The organism is Janthinobacterium sp. Bl 1, assembly GCF_058215535.1.
In genome coordinates this window covers 1,384,987-1,400,403 of the sequence record NZ_CM177086.1, presented here as the reverse complement: position 1 = coordinate 1,400,403, position 15,417 = coordinate 1,384,987, and the positions used below count along the sequence as shown (strand labels likewise).

The 15,417-nt window shown below is 59.2% G+C and carries 9 protein-coding genes and 1 pseudogene; 4 read left to right on the top strand and 6 right to left on the bottom strand.

Annotated features, from left to right (window positions below):
• Window positions 1-57: 57 nt before the first annotated feature.
• From AC4BCN_RS06380 to AC4BCN_RS06370, 3 genes are read left to right on the top strand one after another with little or no spacing between them, the layout of a single operon-like run.
• Complete coding sequence (locus AC4BCN_RS06380) at window positions 58-1,587, top strand: ABC transporter ATP-binding protein (protein WP_070303427.1); 1,530 nt, start codon at window positions 58-60, stop codon at window positions 1,585-1,587.
• A complete protein-coding gene (locus AC4BCN_RS06375; protein WP_046685488.1) occupies window positions 1,584-2,663 on the top strand; it encodes an ABC transporter permease in 1,080 nt (359 codons plus the stop codon). Before AC4BCN_RS06380 ends, AC4BCN_RS06375 begins: the two co-directional genes overlap by 4 nt.
• Before the next feature lie 4 nt (window positions 2,664-2,667).
• Complete coding sequence (locus AC4BCN_RS06370) at window positions 2,668-3,639, top strand: ABC transporter permease (RefSeq protein ID WP_034754516.1); 972 nt, start codon at window positions 2,668-2,670, stop codon at window positions 3,637-3,639.
• Between the two features lie 420 nt (window positions 3,640-4,059).
• Here AC4BCN_RS06370 and AC4BCN_RS06365 read toward each other — a convergent pair.
• Window positions 4,060-4,644, bottom strand: a pseudogene (locus tag AC4BCN_RS06365) (NUDIX domain-containing protein); the annotation flags it as partial.
• A 75-nt stretch (window positions 4,645-4,719) separates the two neighbouring features.
• Between AC4BCN_RS06365 and AC4BCN_RS06360 the strand changes: the two are divergent.
• Complete coding sequence (locus AC4BCN_RS06360; RefSeq protein WP_490492828.1) at window positions 4,720-5,484, top strand: DeoR/GlpR family DNA-binding transcription regulator; 765 nt, start codon at window positions 4,720-4,722, stop codon at window positions 5,482-5,484.
• Window positions 5,485-5,520: 36 nt separating this feature from the next.
• Here the strand turns inward: AC4BCN_RS06360 and AC4BCN_RS06355 are convergent, their stop codons facing one another.
• The 5 genes from AC4BCN_RS06355 to AC4BCN_RS06335 all read right to left on the bottom strand — a co-directional run bounded on the left by AC4BCN_RS06355 (window position 5,521) and on the right by AC4BCN_RS06335 (window position 15,417).
• The gene (locus tag AC4BCN_RS06355) at window positions 5,521-6,591 is read right to left on the bottom strand and encodes a S1/P1 nuclease (protein ID WP_490492827.1); all 1,071 of its coding nucleotides are present in this window, start codon (window positions 6,589-6,591) and stop codon (window positions 5,521-5,523) included.
• An 8-nt stretch (window positions 6,592-6,599) separates the two neighbouring features.
• Entirely contained in the window at window positions 6,600-7,829 is a 1,230-nt protein-coding gene (locus AC4BCN_RS06350) for a phospholipase D-like domain-containing protein (protein WP_490492826.1), read from the bottom strand.
• 18 nt (window positions 7,830-7,847) lie between these two features.
• Window positions 7,848-9,545 carry a bifunctional metallophosphatase/5'-nucleotidase gene (locus AC4BCN_RS06345; protein WP_490492825.1) on the bottom strand — a complete coding sequence of 566 codons (1,698 nt, stop codon included), beginning with the start codon at window positions 9,543-9,545 and terminating at the stop codon, window positions 7,848-7,850.
• Window positions 9,546-9,702: 157 nt separating this feature from the next.
• On the bottom strand, window positions 9,703-13,137 hold the full coding sequence (locus AC4BCN_RS06340; protein WP_490492824.1) for a TonB-dependent receptor: 3,435 nt from the start codon (window positions 13,135-13,137) through the stop codon (window positions 9,703-9,705).
• 792 nt (window positions 13,138-13,929) lie between these two features.
• Window positions 13,930-15,417 carry an adenosine deaminase family protein gene (locus AC4BCN_RS06335; protein WP_490492823.1) on the bottom strand — a complete coding sequence of 496 codons (1,488 nt, stop codon included), beginning with the start codon at window positions 15,415-15,417 and terminating at the stop codon, window positions 13,930-13,932.

The window sequence follows — 15,417 nt, the reverse complement described above, 5'->3', positions numbered from 1 at the left end:
CCGCCGGGGCCAGTCTCCGCGCGGCGCGTTTCCATGAAACTATCCAGTTATGAACCTATGCAGCCAGCAGTAGAATTTCGCAGCATTTCCAAGCATTTTGGACATGTGAAGGCGAACGCCGACGTCAGCTTCTCCATCGCCAAGGGCAGTATCCATGGCCTGGTAGGGGAAAATGGCGCCGGCAAATCGACCTTGATGAGCATCCTGTACGGGTATTACCGTGCCGACGGCGGAGAAATCCTGCTAGACGGGAAAGTACAGCCTATCCGCAACAGCCAGGAAGCGATCAACCTCGGCATCGGCATGGTGCATCAGCACTTCATGCTGGTCGAGAACTTCACCGTCCTCGACAATATCATGCTGGGCACGGAAGGCGGCTTTCGCCTGGCCAGCCACCGCACGGAAGCGGAAGCGAAATTGCGCGAGATCTGCGCGCGCTACCGCCTCGACGTCGACCCGCTGGCGAAGATCGAAGACTTGTCCGTCGGCGCGCAGCAGCGCGTGGAAATCCTCAAGCAGATTTACCGCAGCGCCAATATCCTGATCCTCGACGAGCCGACGGCCGTGCTGACGGCGCAGGAAACGGCCTCGCTGTTTGAAATCCTGCGCCTGTTCAAGGAGCAGGGCAAGACCATCATCCTGATCACGCACAAGCTGCAAGAGATCCTGGAAATCACCGACAACGTCACCGTCATGCGCGGCGGCACGGTGGTGGGCGCCGTGGCGACCGCCGGCACCTCGAAAGAGGAACTTGCCAACATGATGGTCGGCCGCCCCATCCAGAGCCACTTGCCCCGTGCACCGTACAATCCGGGCGCCACGGTGCTGGAAGTGGACGGCTTGCAACTGGCCGACGAGCAGCAAGTCAAATTGCTGGCCGACATAGGTTTCAACTTGCGCGCCGGCGAAATCGTCGCCATCGCGGGCGTGTCGGGCAATGGCCAGAGCGAGCTGCTGGAAATTCTGTCCGGCATGCGCTTGCCGACGTCGGGCAAGCTGCGTTTTCTCGACAAGGACTTGCCGTTTGCCAAGCGCCACGATGCCGACGGCTTGCCGCTGGCCTTCCGCGACCTGGGCATCGCCCACATTCCGGAAGACCGCTTGCGCGACGGCGTGGTAAAGAATTTCTCCGTCATGCAAAACACCATCCTCGGTTACCAGGACCACCTGAAAAACCGCTGGGGCCTGTTCAACTTCAAGGCCATCGGCGCCCGCTGCGCGGAACTGCTGAAGACGTTCGACGTGCGTCCGGCCAATCCGGACCTGCGCATCGGCTTGCTGTCGGGCGGTAACCAGCAAAAGGTGGTGATCGCGCGCGAAGTGCTGGCCAAGCCGAAACTGATGCTGGTGGGCCAGCCCACGCGCGGCGTCGACATCGGCACCATCGAAAGCATCCATACGCAATTGCTGGCCCTGCGCGACGCGGGCGTGGCGATCCTGCTGGTGTCCGTCGAACTGGAAGAAGTGCGGGCGCTGGCCGACCGCATTCTCGTCATGTGCGGCGGACGCATCACCGGCGAACTGAAAATTGAAGAATTCGATACCACCCGCATCGGTCTGTTGATGGGGGGAATGCATAAATCATGAATAACGACTTGCCACGCTGGGCGACAGCCTTTGTCATGCCCATGTTAAACCTGCTGTCGGCCTTGCTGGTCGCAGCCCTGGTGATTTATATGCTGGGCGAAGACCCGGCCGAATCGCTGTCCATCCTCGTCCACAGCGCCATCCTCAATCCGGAAGGCTTGAGCTACACGCTGTTCTACGCCAGCACCTTCATTTTTACGGGCCTGTCCGTGTCCGTGGCGATGCAGGCCGGGCTGTTCAATATCGGTTCCGAAGGCCAGATGTATATCGGCGGCCTGGGCTTGACGGTGGCCATGCTGGCATTCGACCAGACCCTGCCCGCCTGGCTATTGATACCGGCGGCCATGATCGGCGCGGCCCTGTTCGGCGCGCTGTGGGGTTTCCTGCCCGGCTACCTGCAAGCCAAGCGCGGCAGCCACATCGTGGTGACCACCATCATGTTCAACTTCATCGCCGCCAGCCTGATGAACTTCATTATCGTGAAGTATCTGATTCCGCCGGGCGAGCAGAACACGGCCAGCCGCGTGTTCGCGGAAAGCGGCGAAATGCCGCGCCTCTCCACCTGGTTCCCATCCTTGGGCGACACGCCGCTGAACATCAGTTTTCTTTTGGCGATCGCCGCACTGGTGATTTACGGCGTGATGGTGTGGCGCTCGTCGTGGGGCTTCAAGCTGCGCGCCACGGGCTTGAACAAGCATGCGGCCCACTATGCGGGCGTGTCGATCAGCAAGATGATCATCATCGTCATGCTGATCTCGGGCGCGCTGGCGGGCCTCGGTTCCGTCAATTCCATCATGGGTTCGACGCATTATCTGTCGCTGAACTTCGTTGGCGGCGCCGGCTTCATCGGCATCGCCATCGCTCTGATGGGCCGCCAACATCCGGTCGGCATCTTCCTGTCGGCCGTGCTGTTCGGCGCGCTGATCCAGGGTGGCTTCGACTTGTCGCTGGAAAAACCGAATATCCCGACCGAAACCTTCATTTTCATCCAGGGCTTGATCATCCTGTTCTGCGGCGCCATGGAAAACTTCTACGCACCGGCCATTTCCGCCCTGCTCAAGCGCACCAAAGGCTAACACCATGACACTCGACGACTTTCAATTCGCCAGCATCCTGGTATCGACCGTGCGCAATGCGCCCGTCCTGATTTTTGCCGCCATGGCCGGCCTGTTCGCCGAACGCAGCGGCATGATCGACATCGGCCTGGAAGGCAAGATCCTGGCCAGCGCCTTCGCTTCCGCCGCCGTGGCCTACACGACGCAAAACCCGTACTACGGCATGGCTGCCGGCATGCTCGTCTGCGTCGCCCTGGCCCTGCTGCAGGCCTACGTCAGCATCACGCAAAAGGGTAACCAGCTGGTGGCCGGCATGGCGATCAACATCGCCATGAGCGGACTGACGTTCGTGCTGGCGCAATTCTTCTTCCAGCAAGGCGGCCGCACGCCCGACCTCGGTTCGGCGCGTCTGTTCGACGTCGTCTTGCCGGGCACGCAGTACGTGGAGCACATCCCGTTCATCGGCTGGGTGTATGCCCACTTGATCGGCGGCCACTCCATCCTCGTCTACGTGGCCTTCCTGCTGATCCCGCTCGTGCACTGGCTGCTGTACCACACGCGCTTCGGCCTGCGCTTGCGCGCCTGCGGCGAAAACCCGCATGCTGCCGACTCGGCCGGCGTGAGCGTGGAAGCGACGCGCTACCTGGCCATGCTGGTGGCCGGCATCCTGTGCTCGTTCTCGGGTGCGTATCTGGCCATCGTGCAAAGCGGCTTCTTCCTGCGCGACATGTCGGCCGGCGCCGGCTATCTGGCCCTGACGGCCATGGTGTTCGGCAACTGGCGTCCCGTCTACACCTTCCTCGGCTGCCTGATGTTCGGCTTCTTCGCCGCCATCCAGATCCAGATCGAAGGCGTGGACTTGCCAGTCGTGGGCCGCATCCCGGGCTCCTTGATCCAGATGGTGCCGTATGTCGTTACCGTCATCGTGCTGGCGGGCTTGATGGCGAAATCCATCGCGCCAAAAGCGATCGGTATCCCCTTCGTGAAATCGCGCTAAGTTTCAGCCTGCGCCAACGAAAAGCGAAGCCCGCGGGCTTCGCTTTTTTTATGCCTGGGTAATCTCGTCCAGCGAGAAAAACACGGCAAGACCCAGGCTGCGCGCCACTTCCACCATCTGATCCGCCCCCTGGGACGCGCCACCGAGGCGCAGCACGGCATCGCAATGCGTCAACAATCGCGTCGCATGCGCGTGGAACAGCTGCTCATACACGGCGTCACCCACCTGGGTGGAACCGGCCAGCGCCAGCATGGGCAAGGCCAGCCATTCACCGAGCACGGGCATGTGGCCCTTGGCATACAGGGGCAGGCAGACGGCTTCCATGGCCGCCACATTCGCCGCCATCCGGGCGGGATCGTCGCCCGTGCCGGAGCGATACGGGCCGGCAACGAGTATCTGCATGCCTTGTTTGACCGGCATCAGTTGCAGCTGCGCATGCTGCAGCAGCATGATGGTCTTGCCGTCGCAGATTCGGCCATCGGCCACCATCCGCATCGCCTGCGCCAGCGGCAATTCCAACACCTCGATATCTTCTCCCTCGTGCGCCAGACCGCCGCCGTCGCCGATGCGGCTGGACGGATCGTATTCGGCGACAAAGAAATGCAAACGCTCCGTCACGGAGCCGGGACTCATGAAAGCCTGGAATATCTTGTGTACCTGCCCCACCCGGTAACCAGTCTCCTCTTCCACCTCGGCGCGGATGCGCTGCTCCGCGCTGGCCTCCTCCAGCAAGCCGGCCGCTGATTCGATCAGGAAACCATCGTGGCCTTCGCGGTAGGTGGGAAAACGGAACTGGCGGATCAGGATCACCGTGCGCTTGATCTTGTTGTAGAGCAGGATGGTGGCGCCATCGCCGCGGTCATAGGTTTCCCGCGTCTGCGTCTGCCACTGGCCATCGCGGCGCAGATAGTCGAACGTGGTCTTTTGCAGCAGATACCAGTCGTGCGACAGGGTTTGCACGCCCTGGATGCGGACCCGTTCCTGCTTGCTGTTTTCTTCGCGCATAGTGTCTCCTTGTGCTTGCACGGATCGACTTTATCATGCAAACTCGTGCAATATCAAGAAAATACAAGAAAAATCATGCTTACACATCAACGCAAACAATACCTGCTGGACTTGCTCCAGCGCGAAGGACAGATCGTCGCCAAGGCCGTCAGCGATAGCCTGGGCTTGTCGGAAGACACGATACGGCGCGACCTGCGCGAGCTGGCGAAAGGAGGGGTATTGGAGCGCGTGCATGGCGGCGCACTGCCCTTGCTGCCAAGTTCGCCCGCGCTGGCGCCGTTTGCGGCCCGCGAACAGATTTCACCGGAAGCCAAGCCCGCCATTGGCCGCGCGGCGGGCGCCATGATACAAACGGGACAAGTGGTGTTTCTCGATGGCGGCACGACCGCCGTACAACTGGCGCGCCAGCTACCGCGCGAACTGCGCGCCACCATCGTCACGCACAGTCCGTCGGTTGCCGTCGAACTGGTGAATCATCCATGGATCGAAGTGCTGATGCTGGGCGGACGCCTGTACAAGCACTCGATCGTGGGCGTCGGCGCGGCCACCGTGGAAGCCATCGGCCGTATCCGCGCCGACCTGTATTTCATGGGCGTGTCCAGCCTGCATCCGCAAGCGGGCATCACCACGGGGGATTATGAAGAAGCGTGCGTGAAGCGTGCCTTGAGCGACGCGTCTGCCCGCACCGTCGTGCTGGCCTCGCCGGAAAAGTTCAATACGGCTTCGCCGTTTCAAATTGCCCCCTTGAGCCAGGTCAACGACATCATCGTGCACCGCGACGTCGCAAACGCCCTGGTCGCGCCCTACCGCGAGATGGGAATCGCCATCATCCTGGCATGAAAAAAGCGGCCCGCAGGCCGCTTTCGAATGACGTCTTTACAGCGGCCAGATCGCCTGCAGCACGGCTGCCAGGTGATAGCCGCCCTCGATCAGCTGCTGCTTGGCCAGTGCCGAGCTGGGCACGGGATAATTGTCCGGCACCGTCAAGCTCCAGACGTTGTAGACCTCGCCCTTGCGGCTCGTCTGCTGCGTGGCCGGACCGGCCACCACATCCGTGAAAGCAACCTTTGACGCCGCCAGCGAGGCATCGGCCCACTGATACGGCCAGGTGGCAGGGTCACCGGTGTTGCTGCTCACTTGTGGCTGGCTGGCGATCACGGTGCGGGCGAACTGCTGCGGCGTGCGCGTGCTCAGGCGGCGCATGGCGTAATCGACCACGGTGGTATCCCAATACGAATGCAGCGGTTTGGTGGGCGACTTCGGATAGCTGCTTGCCGGCATGGCCGCGCCATCGTCGGCCGGCAACGGCGCGGGAATCACGGCATCGGACAGCGCCGTCATCTTCGCATCGTCGAGCAGCAAGTCGTTGCCGCCGCGCGCATTGAAAATGGTGACGTCATCGATCTGCGCCTGCGTGGCGGGCGCGAAAAACTGGCCATCTTTGCCAACAAAAGCATTACCCACATGCAAAGGCTGGTGGATATCGCCGACCAGGTGCGTGATCAGGATCAATGCTTCGCGCTGGCTGAAGCCGTGCGGATTGCTGGCCGCATCAGCCTTGCCTTGCAACACCAGGATCGCCTGCTTCAAGGTTTGCACGATATCGTCGTCGGCCGTGCCCACGCCATGGTCGTGATAGTGCGCGTTCTGGAACGGCACGTTCGTGTAATGGTATTCGCCATGCTTGGGATTGGCCGCCACATAGGTCAGCATTTCCGGCGATTGCGGACCGCAATACGTGCCCTTCACGCAATCGGGCCAGTTGGCGATCTTTTCCAGGCTTTCGCCAGGCAACAGCAATTTGGCCACTTGCGCCTGGGCAGCGCTACCCTTGAGCAATTGATCGGCGATGGCACCCACGGCGCGGTGGCCGTCGTTGCCCCAGGCCAGAACATTGCCGGAAGCAAAAGCGGCGCCCAGCGCCAGCACACTCAGCAGTTTTTGCATGTTCACCATTACTCCTTGCCTTGCGGCGCGGCCTTGGCCGGCTTCGGATACTGCTTGTTGATATCGATCGGCTGCGCATACGCCGAGCTCCACGTCTGCTCATGCAACGCGGCAATACGCTGCGCCATGGCGTCGTTGCGCAGCACCACTTCCAGGTTGCGCGACAAGTCGAAATAGCCGCCCGCCCAGTTGCTCGTGCCGACCCAGGCCAGCTTGCCGTCGATGGTCATGGTCTTGCTGTGGATCACGCGCGCGAACGGAATGAAGCCCGTCGATGCCGTCGGCAAGGTGACGATGCGAATTTCCACGTTCGGCACTAGGGCCAGACTTTTCAGGTAGGCGATGGCTGGCGCTTCCGTATTCCAGCTTGACACCATCAGCTTGATTTTCACGCCGCGCTGCGCAGCCGCGCGCACGGCGTTGTCGATTACGGCGTAGTACGGCCGCGTGCGGTTCGGGCCGTAGGACAGCGGTGCGTAATCGAGCAGCTGGATGCGCACTTCGCTTTGCGCTTGCGCCAGCAAGGCGGGCAGGCCCGTTTCCGAGTCGCCCACGCCGGCCGGGTTGTAGGCGTTCGGGCTGGCCAGCAGGAAAGCGTTTTGCGCGTAGTTGGCGGGCACAACCTTGCTATTGAGCACCGTGGCGCGGCTGCCTTGCGACGTCAATGCCTGGGCTTGCCAATCCTGTTCGAAGATGGCTTGCACCTGGCTCACCATGGCGGGCTCCGTGATTCTCAAGCCCGTTTCATGGATGTGCTCGAATGAGCGCCAGTCGAAATTCTGGCTGCCGATGTACGCCACCTGGCCATCGACGGCCAGGTATTTCGCGTGCACGATGCCGTTGCCCGTGATTTTATTGAAGTCGATCAAGCGCAAGTCCAGGTTCGGAATCGCCTTGATCTGGGCGATGGTGGCCGCTTCCGACAAGCCCACGCCCTTCTGGTCCAGCAGGAAGCGGATTTTTATACCGCGCTGGCCGGCAGCCGTCAGACTGGCCAGCACTTTTTCAAAGGCCGTGCCCGGTTTGCTGACGGCATAAAACTGGGCGATGACGATCTCTTTTTTTGCCGAATCGAACAACTCGGTCCACACGGCAACGGGCTCGCGCAGGTCGGGGTTCGTCAAGCTCGTTTCCACGGGCGACGTGTGCACGAGCTCAAAGCCGGGAATGGTGAAATCCGCGTGGGCACTGCCCGCGAACAGGCTGGACAGAACGACAGAAACAAATAAGCGACGCATGGTTTTTCCTGGTAAAGATTATTTGACGCGCACGATGCGGCCGGCCGCCGTGGCACTGCCAGCGGGCTTGCCGGCGCGCGCGCGCACGGTCAGGTAATTGCTGAAGGCGTCGATGTCGCGCACGCCCGTATCGAGCCGGCGCGTGCCTGCCGCCAGCACGGTAAAGCGGTCGCCGCCGCCGGCCAGGAAACTGTTGGCGGCGACACGGTATTGTTGATTGTCCTCAAGAGGGATGCCATTGAGCATGATGCTGCCCGGCAGCACGCGCTGGCCTTGCGGCTGCGTGCTGTCCCAGCGGTAGCCAAAACCTTCGGACACTTGCAGCAAGTTGCCCTCTTCCGCTTCGGCACCCGGCCATTGCTGCTCGAGCAAAGTGCGGATTTGCGCACCAGAAAGACTCATGACGATCAAGGTATTGCCGAACGGTACAACTGCCTGGTTCTGGCCCACGTTCGTCATCAGGTCGGCGCCCGCTTCCAGGTCCTTGCGGATGCCGCCATTGTTCATCAGGCCAATTTGCGCACCGGCAGCGCGTGCGCCGAACAGGGTGCTGTCGGCCACCAGGTCGCCCAGCGCGGAAGCGCCACTGCCCTTGGTGCTGCGGCCCACGTTAGGCACGGCGATGGCGGCCACGGGGCGCGACAACTCGGCCGCGCTGCGCTGCTTGACCGATGCCAGATAGGCTGCCACGGCCGGGTCCGGCTCATACATACCGGGCAACATGACGACGTTTTGCGCACTGGCATCGATCAGCGCATTCTTGACGGGATCGACCTTGAGTTTGATGCGCGTGAGCATATGCCCCCCCATCTGTGCCTGCGTCACCAGACGGCCATCGACACGGCACAGATAGCCCTGGTGCGAATGGCCGCTGATGACCAGCTGGATAGCCGGGTCGAGGCGTTTCACCACATCGACCACTTCGCCCTTCAAATGGCTGCAATCGGGCTGGTCGACGGCTTCCTTCGTCTCGCCGCCCTGGTGCAGCAGCACGACGAACACCCCCACACCCTGTGCACGCAGCTGCGGCAAGGTGGCGTTGATGGCGTCCGCTTCGTCGCCGAACTGCAGGCCGGCAATGCCGGCGGCCGTTACGACGGACGGCGTATCTTTCAGCACGGCGCCGATCAGGCCCACCTTGACGCCATGCGCCTCTTCGATGCGGTAGGCGGGCAGCAGGGACTTGCCCGTTTGGGTGTCTATCACATTGGCCGCCATATAGGTGTAGCTGGCGCCCTTGAAGTCGGGCGTGAACTTGCAGGCCTTGTCGGCGCGCGACGACTCGCAGCCGCCGCGCTGCTGGCGCAGCAATTCCGCCTTGCCTTGGTCAAATTCGTGGTTACCGACGGAACTGGCCTTCATGCCCAGCATGTTCATGGCGACGATGCTCGGTTCATCCGCCCACAGCGCCGACATGGCGGGGCTGGCGCCGACCAGGTCGCCATTGCCGACAAAAATCAGCTGCGCATCTTCGCGCCGCCACGCCGTCAGGGCGCCGGACAAGGTATCAATGCCGCCGGCCTGCACCGTCTTGCGCTCGGCATCGGCGACGCTCGTGTAGGTAAATTTGCTGCGGTCGAGGTTGCCGTGAAAATCGTTCAAAGCGACCAGGTTGATATCGACGGACTTCGCGGAAGGCGCGGTAGGTGCGGCACAGGCGGCCAGCAGCAAGGTCAGGGCCGCTGCGGCGGCGAGTGGTGTCAGATGATGTTTCATGGTCCCCACATGGTTATCAGTATTCAAAAAGACTATCTCATCCGGGGGGACGCCGTGCGCCGCAAGCCCATCAGAGTATGACAAGAAAGCACAACATAAAACGAAAAAACGGCCGGTGTCGCCACCAGCCGTTTGCAACTTCAGTCAGACGCCGAGATTAGAACTCGTACTTGACCGTAGCCTGGATCGCCCATTGGGATTCACCCTTTTGTTGACGCACGGTGTAGTCCTCTACCTTGTCACGCACTTGGTAGATATAACGGCCTTGAGCATCGAGGCCGGCAAAATCAACAAAGCTGCGGGTTTGACCACCAGCCGAGCGGAAAGCCATTTCATTGATACGGCCCCACTTGCGGTTGATCATGTTGCCCACGTTGAAGAAGTCCATCGTGAACACGCCTTTGTTGCCTTTGAAGAAGCCTGGGACTTCCTGGCTGACACGCATGTCGAAGCTGTTGGTCCAAGGCGAGAAGCTGTCGTTACGCTTCACCACGCCGCCTTTCGAACTGCGCAGGTCGCCATTGGCATTGACCAAGGACCAGAAACGGTCTTCGTTAGCGTGGTTGGTTGCCGTATCGCCACGGAATACCACTTCGCCCGAACCTGGTTTCGATGGGATGTACATCAAGTCGTTGCCGCTGACGCCGTCACCGTTCAAGTCATTGCTGTAGGTCCAGCTGTATGGCTTACCCTTGCGACCTTCATAGAACAGGCCGAAGCTGGTTTTGTAGTTGTCGAAGAAGCGCTTCTGGAAGTTCAACACAGCATTGAAGCGGTCTTTCACCAGGTAGCCGGAATTGGCGGCGACGTTTTCATTCGGATTGAAAATCGAACGGGCGTTGAAGTTCGACGTCGATACCGACGAGGTCAGCGGCGACACTTCCGTTGCATCTGTATAGGTGTAGGCAACCGACCAGCCAAAGCCTTTGGTCATCGGCTGGCTGACCGACAGGGTCACCAGATTGCCTGCACCTTTATCCGTTTTCTGCGCAACCATGACGTTGTTGAACGCAGGGTTCTTGAGTGCCTTGGCGAAGGAACCCGAGCAACCCGCATTGGTCGACGACAAGCCACCGGTTGAAGTCCAGCAATTCGTATTGTAGGCAGTATTCGAGTAATACAGCTCACGGCCATCGGTACCGGTACGCGTCGCTGCACCCAGGTTCAGATGCTCGTAGTAAATGGCATCCTTGTTTTGCGTACGCAGATATTCCGCGCCGAAAACCAGACCCATCCATGGCAGCTCATGTTCGAACGCCAGGTTGCCCTTCCAGATCGATGGCTGGCGCAGGTTAGGCGACAGGAAGTCGACGTTGGCTGCAGGTGCGGCATCAGCGAAGTTCGTCGGCTGAGCGTTCGGATCAGGATTGAACAAGCCACCTACCGATGGGCAAGCCTTGAAGCCACTGGTGCCGCAACCAACGATACGGGTTGCCACGCCAGGATTAGCGAACGGGTTCGACATCCATACCGTGGCCGCCGCGCCCTGGAACAGGCCGAAACCACCGCGCAATTGGGTTGGACGGGCACTGTCGAACTTGTAGTTGAAGCCCACGCGTGGCTGCCACAGTGTCTGTCCATCGATGGTTTGCGTATTGTTCAGACCAAAACCACCGCTTTGTACCTTGCCGGTCTGCGGGTTGCCAGCAACCATAGGTGCCGCCGCGGCAGCGTTATACAGCGGGCGGTCGCTGATGGCGGCCTTGTCGACACGCACGCCATACTGCACGGTCAACTGTTTGTTGACGGTCCATACGTCTTGGGCGAAGAAGCCATAGTTTTTCAGGCTGAAATCAGCAATGGCGTTTTCCAAGGAACCGCCTGCCAATGGTACTTGCACCTGGTAAGAGCTCGGGCGTCCGGTACGGAAATTTTCCAGTACGGCTTGTTCCTGAAGAGCGGCTGAACTGTTGCAATTGAAAGTAGTGCTGCCGTCCGCGTTTGGTTTGACAAACGAGTATCCGACATTATTGATACAGCCGAAGGTGTAGTTGCCATTGATGTTCTGCAGGAACGCATTGTAGACATCGTTCTTGCTGAAGTCGCCGCCGAACTTGACTTCATGATCGCCCAGGGCCCAGTTCGCGCCCAGGTAGGCATCCTTGGTCTTGGTGCGCAAGACGTTAAACTGATACGACTGATCGGTACCGAAGTTCAGGAAACGGTCGTTGGTCGACACGCCTGCAGGCGATCCCGCCGGCAAGGCACCCGTAAACTTGAGCGACATGGTTGGCAGGGTGGAATTGTTCTTCGGCAGACTTTCATAGTCGCGCGACGATACTTTGAATTCCGTCGAGAAATTTGGCGTCCAGTCGGCAAACCACTGGCCGACGATGGTTTCGATCGACTTTTCCTGCGAACGCCAAGCCGAGTTCAAGGCGATACCGCTTGACGTTACGCCGGTAAACATCGGCTCGGACTGATCGGTTTTGGAATAGCGAACCATCGCGCGATGGTTGTCGTTGATGTTCCAGTCCAGTTTCAGCAAGACATCATCAACCGTCAACTTCGTACCGGCAGGCACGGTGGTGGTGCCGACTGGCAAGTTGTACTTTTCTTTGGCAATCGTCTGTAAACCCGCAATAGCGGATTCGGTAACGCCGACGTTCGTCATCGAGCTGCCCAGCGGACCAAAGTTTGGTGCCGTGCGGGTACTTTCCAGCTTTTCGTAGTTGGCAAACAGGAACAGCTTGTCTTCGATCAGCGGGCCGCCCAGGGTAATGCCCTTGGTGGTTTTTCGGAATTTTGGCGGTGCGTAGTAAGTGTCGTCGGTGCTGTTGTAACGGTCGCCGGACATGGTGTCGTTACGGAAAGCGTAGTAGACACTGCCCTTGACCTTGTTGGTGCCCGATTTGGTCACCGCGTTGACGTTCGCGCCCGTGTAGCCTTTTTGGGTGACGTCATAGTTGGCGACGTTAACCTGCACCGACTGGATCGCTTCGATCGAAATTGGCTGCTTGCCGGTCGCGGTACCAGACGCTTCCAGGCCGAACGTGTCGTTCACGGCCACGCCGTCAATCGTCATCGAGTTGTAGCGCGAGTTTTGACCGGCAACGGAGATTTCACCGCGCTCTTTGTCGGTTTGCGACAGGCGTGGGTCGGCGCGGGCGTAATCTTGCAAGCTGCGCGAGATCGATGCCTGGGTAGCCAGTTCGGTCGGGCCGATATTGGTGCCGGCACCCATGTTATTGCGGTTGAAAACCTGTGCGACAGCATTGGTGCCCGTGACTTTCACCACTTGCATGTCGGCGCCCAGCGTGGCGTCGACGTTGGCCGTTTCGGCCAAGGGCATATACACGCCTTCGCGTTTTTCAACCACGCCATTCTTGGTAATGGTGATGGTGTAAGGACCGCCGGCACGCAGACCGCGTGCGACATAACGGCCTTCTGCATCGGTGGTCACGTTGCTGGCCGAACCGGACTCAACGTGAACGATATTGACGTTGGCGCCAGCTGCCGGCTTGCCGTCAGTGGCCGAGATACGGCCGCCAATGGAAGACGTAGTGTTCTGTGCGAACGATGGTGCCGCTGCCAGTGCAATAGACAGGCTTAACGCGATTTGCGTTAGCCGAAGTCGCTTGTGATTGATCATCTTTAACCCCAGAAAAGACTATTATTTTTTGAAAATCCTGGATTGCCCCACCGTCCGGCTGCACCGCACAGCAACACAAATACAAGATCTCCTCTTTACGATGCTGCAACTGTTACGCCGGCGGGACTGGCTGCGGTCCTGACAAGACCATCACAAAACGCCGCTCCACACATCACAACTATTCCTATCCAGACAATTACGGCGGAAAAAACTGCGGCCGATCCGTATGACCCAGGGCGCTAGCACCTGTGTCATTCATCCCACATGCTTACCCGGCTAACATGGCAAGCCGCGAGTGTAATTGTTAAATATTTCAAGACTGTGACACGGCGGTAAAATACAGAAGAATGTCGTCATTTAGCTGCGCGACTATTTGTTTCACTCTGCATCTCACCTTTATTTACTGCAAATACCCATCTTCATACGATATCGCCCAGATGAATTGTGACTTTTTAATATCATCTTCATCTCACTATGCATCATCAAAAAATGGATGACAAATACGATTTTTTTTACATATTTATATATTTAAAATATAAATAGCATGGGGTAACTAGCTGGATTGATATCGTGCTGACAGCGTCCGGGCTTATGGCGCGTGATTATAAATGAGCAATATGTACTTGAAATTGATTCATCCACGAAATCGGAGAAAGTCGTGTATCTGCCGTTAATTGTGTCGCATGGCCGCCACAAAATTAACAAAATAACAGCATGACATTTAAGATGAGGAATAAAAAATGGCCGGAAGATCCGGCCATTTAAGAGTATCAGTTATGAACGTCGCGCAACTTACGGTTTTCCGCCCTTGCCTGCCTTGTCGGCCGCGGCAATTTGCGCTTCAAAACGGGTGAAACGGGCATCGAGCGCTTTCAGCAAACGCTGCTTGTCCGCTTCCGCCAGGAAGGAATAGCGCAGGCTGTTGTACGACAGCTTTTTGATTTCCGCATAATCGGTCTTGTACTGGCTGGCAAACAGCACGTATTCATTCGACAAGGTATTGCGCGAAACGCCCGCGTCATCGGTGGAAATGACGAAGGGCACGCCATATTTTCGGTACAGCGTAATCGGATGGGCCTGGCCCTTGATACCAAGGATGTAATCGTTGCTGGTCAGGTTTACTTCCACGGGGATACCCCGCTCGCGCATCTTTTGCATAGTCGCCAGCGCATTGTTTTCGTACGCGATATCCATGCCGTGGCCGATACGGTCGGCACCCGCCACATCGACGGCTTCGGCGATATGGAAGGACATGCCTTCCGGCGGCACCATGCCCAGCGCCAGTTCGCCTGCGTGCAGGGCGATTTTGACGTTCGGATATTTGGCCTTGAGGAACTTGAACATTTCCATGTGCAGGCTGTAATCGCGCATGGATACGTTCACGCTTTCCTGGCCCACGATGTTCACGCCCACCAGCAGCGGATTCAAGCTCGCTGCCTTGAACGCGGCCACCATGGACGAGAACACTTGCGATGGCGACAGGAAACGCAGCACATACGCCTGGTAACGCATGGTGAAATTCGCGTCATCGATGCCGGCGCTGCTGGCGTTGACGTTGTCGTTGTAGGCGGTAATGCTTTTCTGGAAGCCAGTATCCTGCTCCAGATTCTGCGTCCAGTTGGCCAGCACGGCTTGCAACGCTGCCGGCGGCAAGCCCGGCGCCAGCACCTGCTGGTCGAACTGCGCGTTTTGCACGAATGGCGACAGCTCGAAAATCGTCTCGATGTAGCTGAGGTTTTCCGCGATGGCGCGCTGCTTCAGGGTTTTCAGGCCGTCGGCCGTGTTGCTCGACGCGACGGGGCCGAAGTAGCCGAAGGTGTCAAAAAAGGTGCGGTCCGGCGGCGTCTGGATGGCGCCGTGGTTATAGAAATCCTTGGTCGACCAGCGCTGCAGCAATTCCGCATACAAGCCCGCGTCGGCAAATACTTCCGTGGACGACAGGCAGCCACGCTGCGCGGCCGGCTTGGCGCGCTCGGCCGCCACGACATCCTTGTTGCTTTCGATGCGGTAGGTCGTCTTGTTGACGCAATAGTTTTCCTTGTCGACCCAGTCGAGGAATTGCTCGGCGTAGATGGCGCCCGAGTAATGGTGATGCAAATCACCGCCCTTGGGCATCATGGAAAAGAACAGGCTCAACTCGGCTGTCTTCGGCTGCGCACCGGCAACCAGAGCGGCAAAATGGCGCGCGGTGGCCGCCTCGTTGGAAGACGGGGCGGCCTGCGCCGTTCCGGTCCATGCCAGCGCGGCGCCAAGCGCCAGGCCAGTGAGTTTCTTGTGCAT

Excerpts from the sequence above, each read along its gene's own strand:
- AC4BCN_RS06380 (WP_070303427.1), top strand. The coding sequence starts at position 58 with ATGCAGCCAGCAGTAGAATTTCGCAGCATTTCCAAGCATTTTGGACAT.
- AC4BCN_RS06375 (WP_046685488.1), top strand. The coding sequence starts at position 1,584 with ATGAATAACGACTTGCCACGCTGGGCGACAGCCTTTGTCATGCCCATG.
- AC4BCN_RS06370 (WP_034754516.1), top strand. The coding sequence starts at position 2,668 with ATGACACTCGACGACTTTCAATTCGCCAGCATCCTGGTATCGACCGTG.
- AC4BCN_RS06360 (WP_490492828.1), top strand. The coding sequence starts at position 4,720 with ATGCTTACACATCAACGCAAACAATACCTGCTGGACTTGCTCCAGCGC.
- AC4BCN_RS06355 (WP_490492827.1), bottom strand. The coding sequence starts at position 6,591 with ATGCAAAAACTGCTGAGTGTGCTGGCGCTGGGCGCCGCTTTTGCTTCC.
- AC4BCN_RS06350 (WP_490492826.1), bottom strand. The coding sequence starts at position 7,829 with ATGCGTCGCTTATTTGTTTCTGTCGTTCTGTCCAGCCTGTTCGCGGGC.
- AC4BCN_RS06345 (WP_490492825.1), bottom strand. The coding sequence starts at position 9,545 with ATGAAACATCATCTGACACCACTCGCCGCCGCAGCGGCCCTGACCTTG.
- AC4BCN_RS06340 (WP_490492824.1), bottom strand. The coding sequence starts at position 13,137 with ATGATCAATCACAAGCGACTTCGGCTAACGCAAATCGCGTTAAGCCTG.
- AC4BCN_RS06335 (WP_490492823.1), bottom strand. The coding sequence starts at position 15,417 with ATGCACAAGAAACTCACTGGCCTGGCGCTTGGCGCCGCGCTGGCATGG.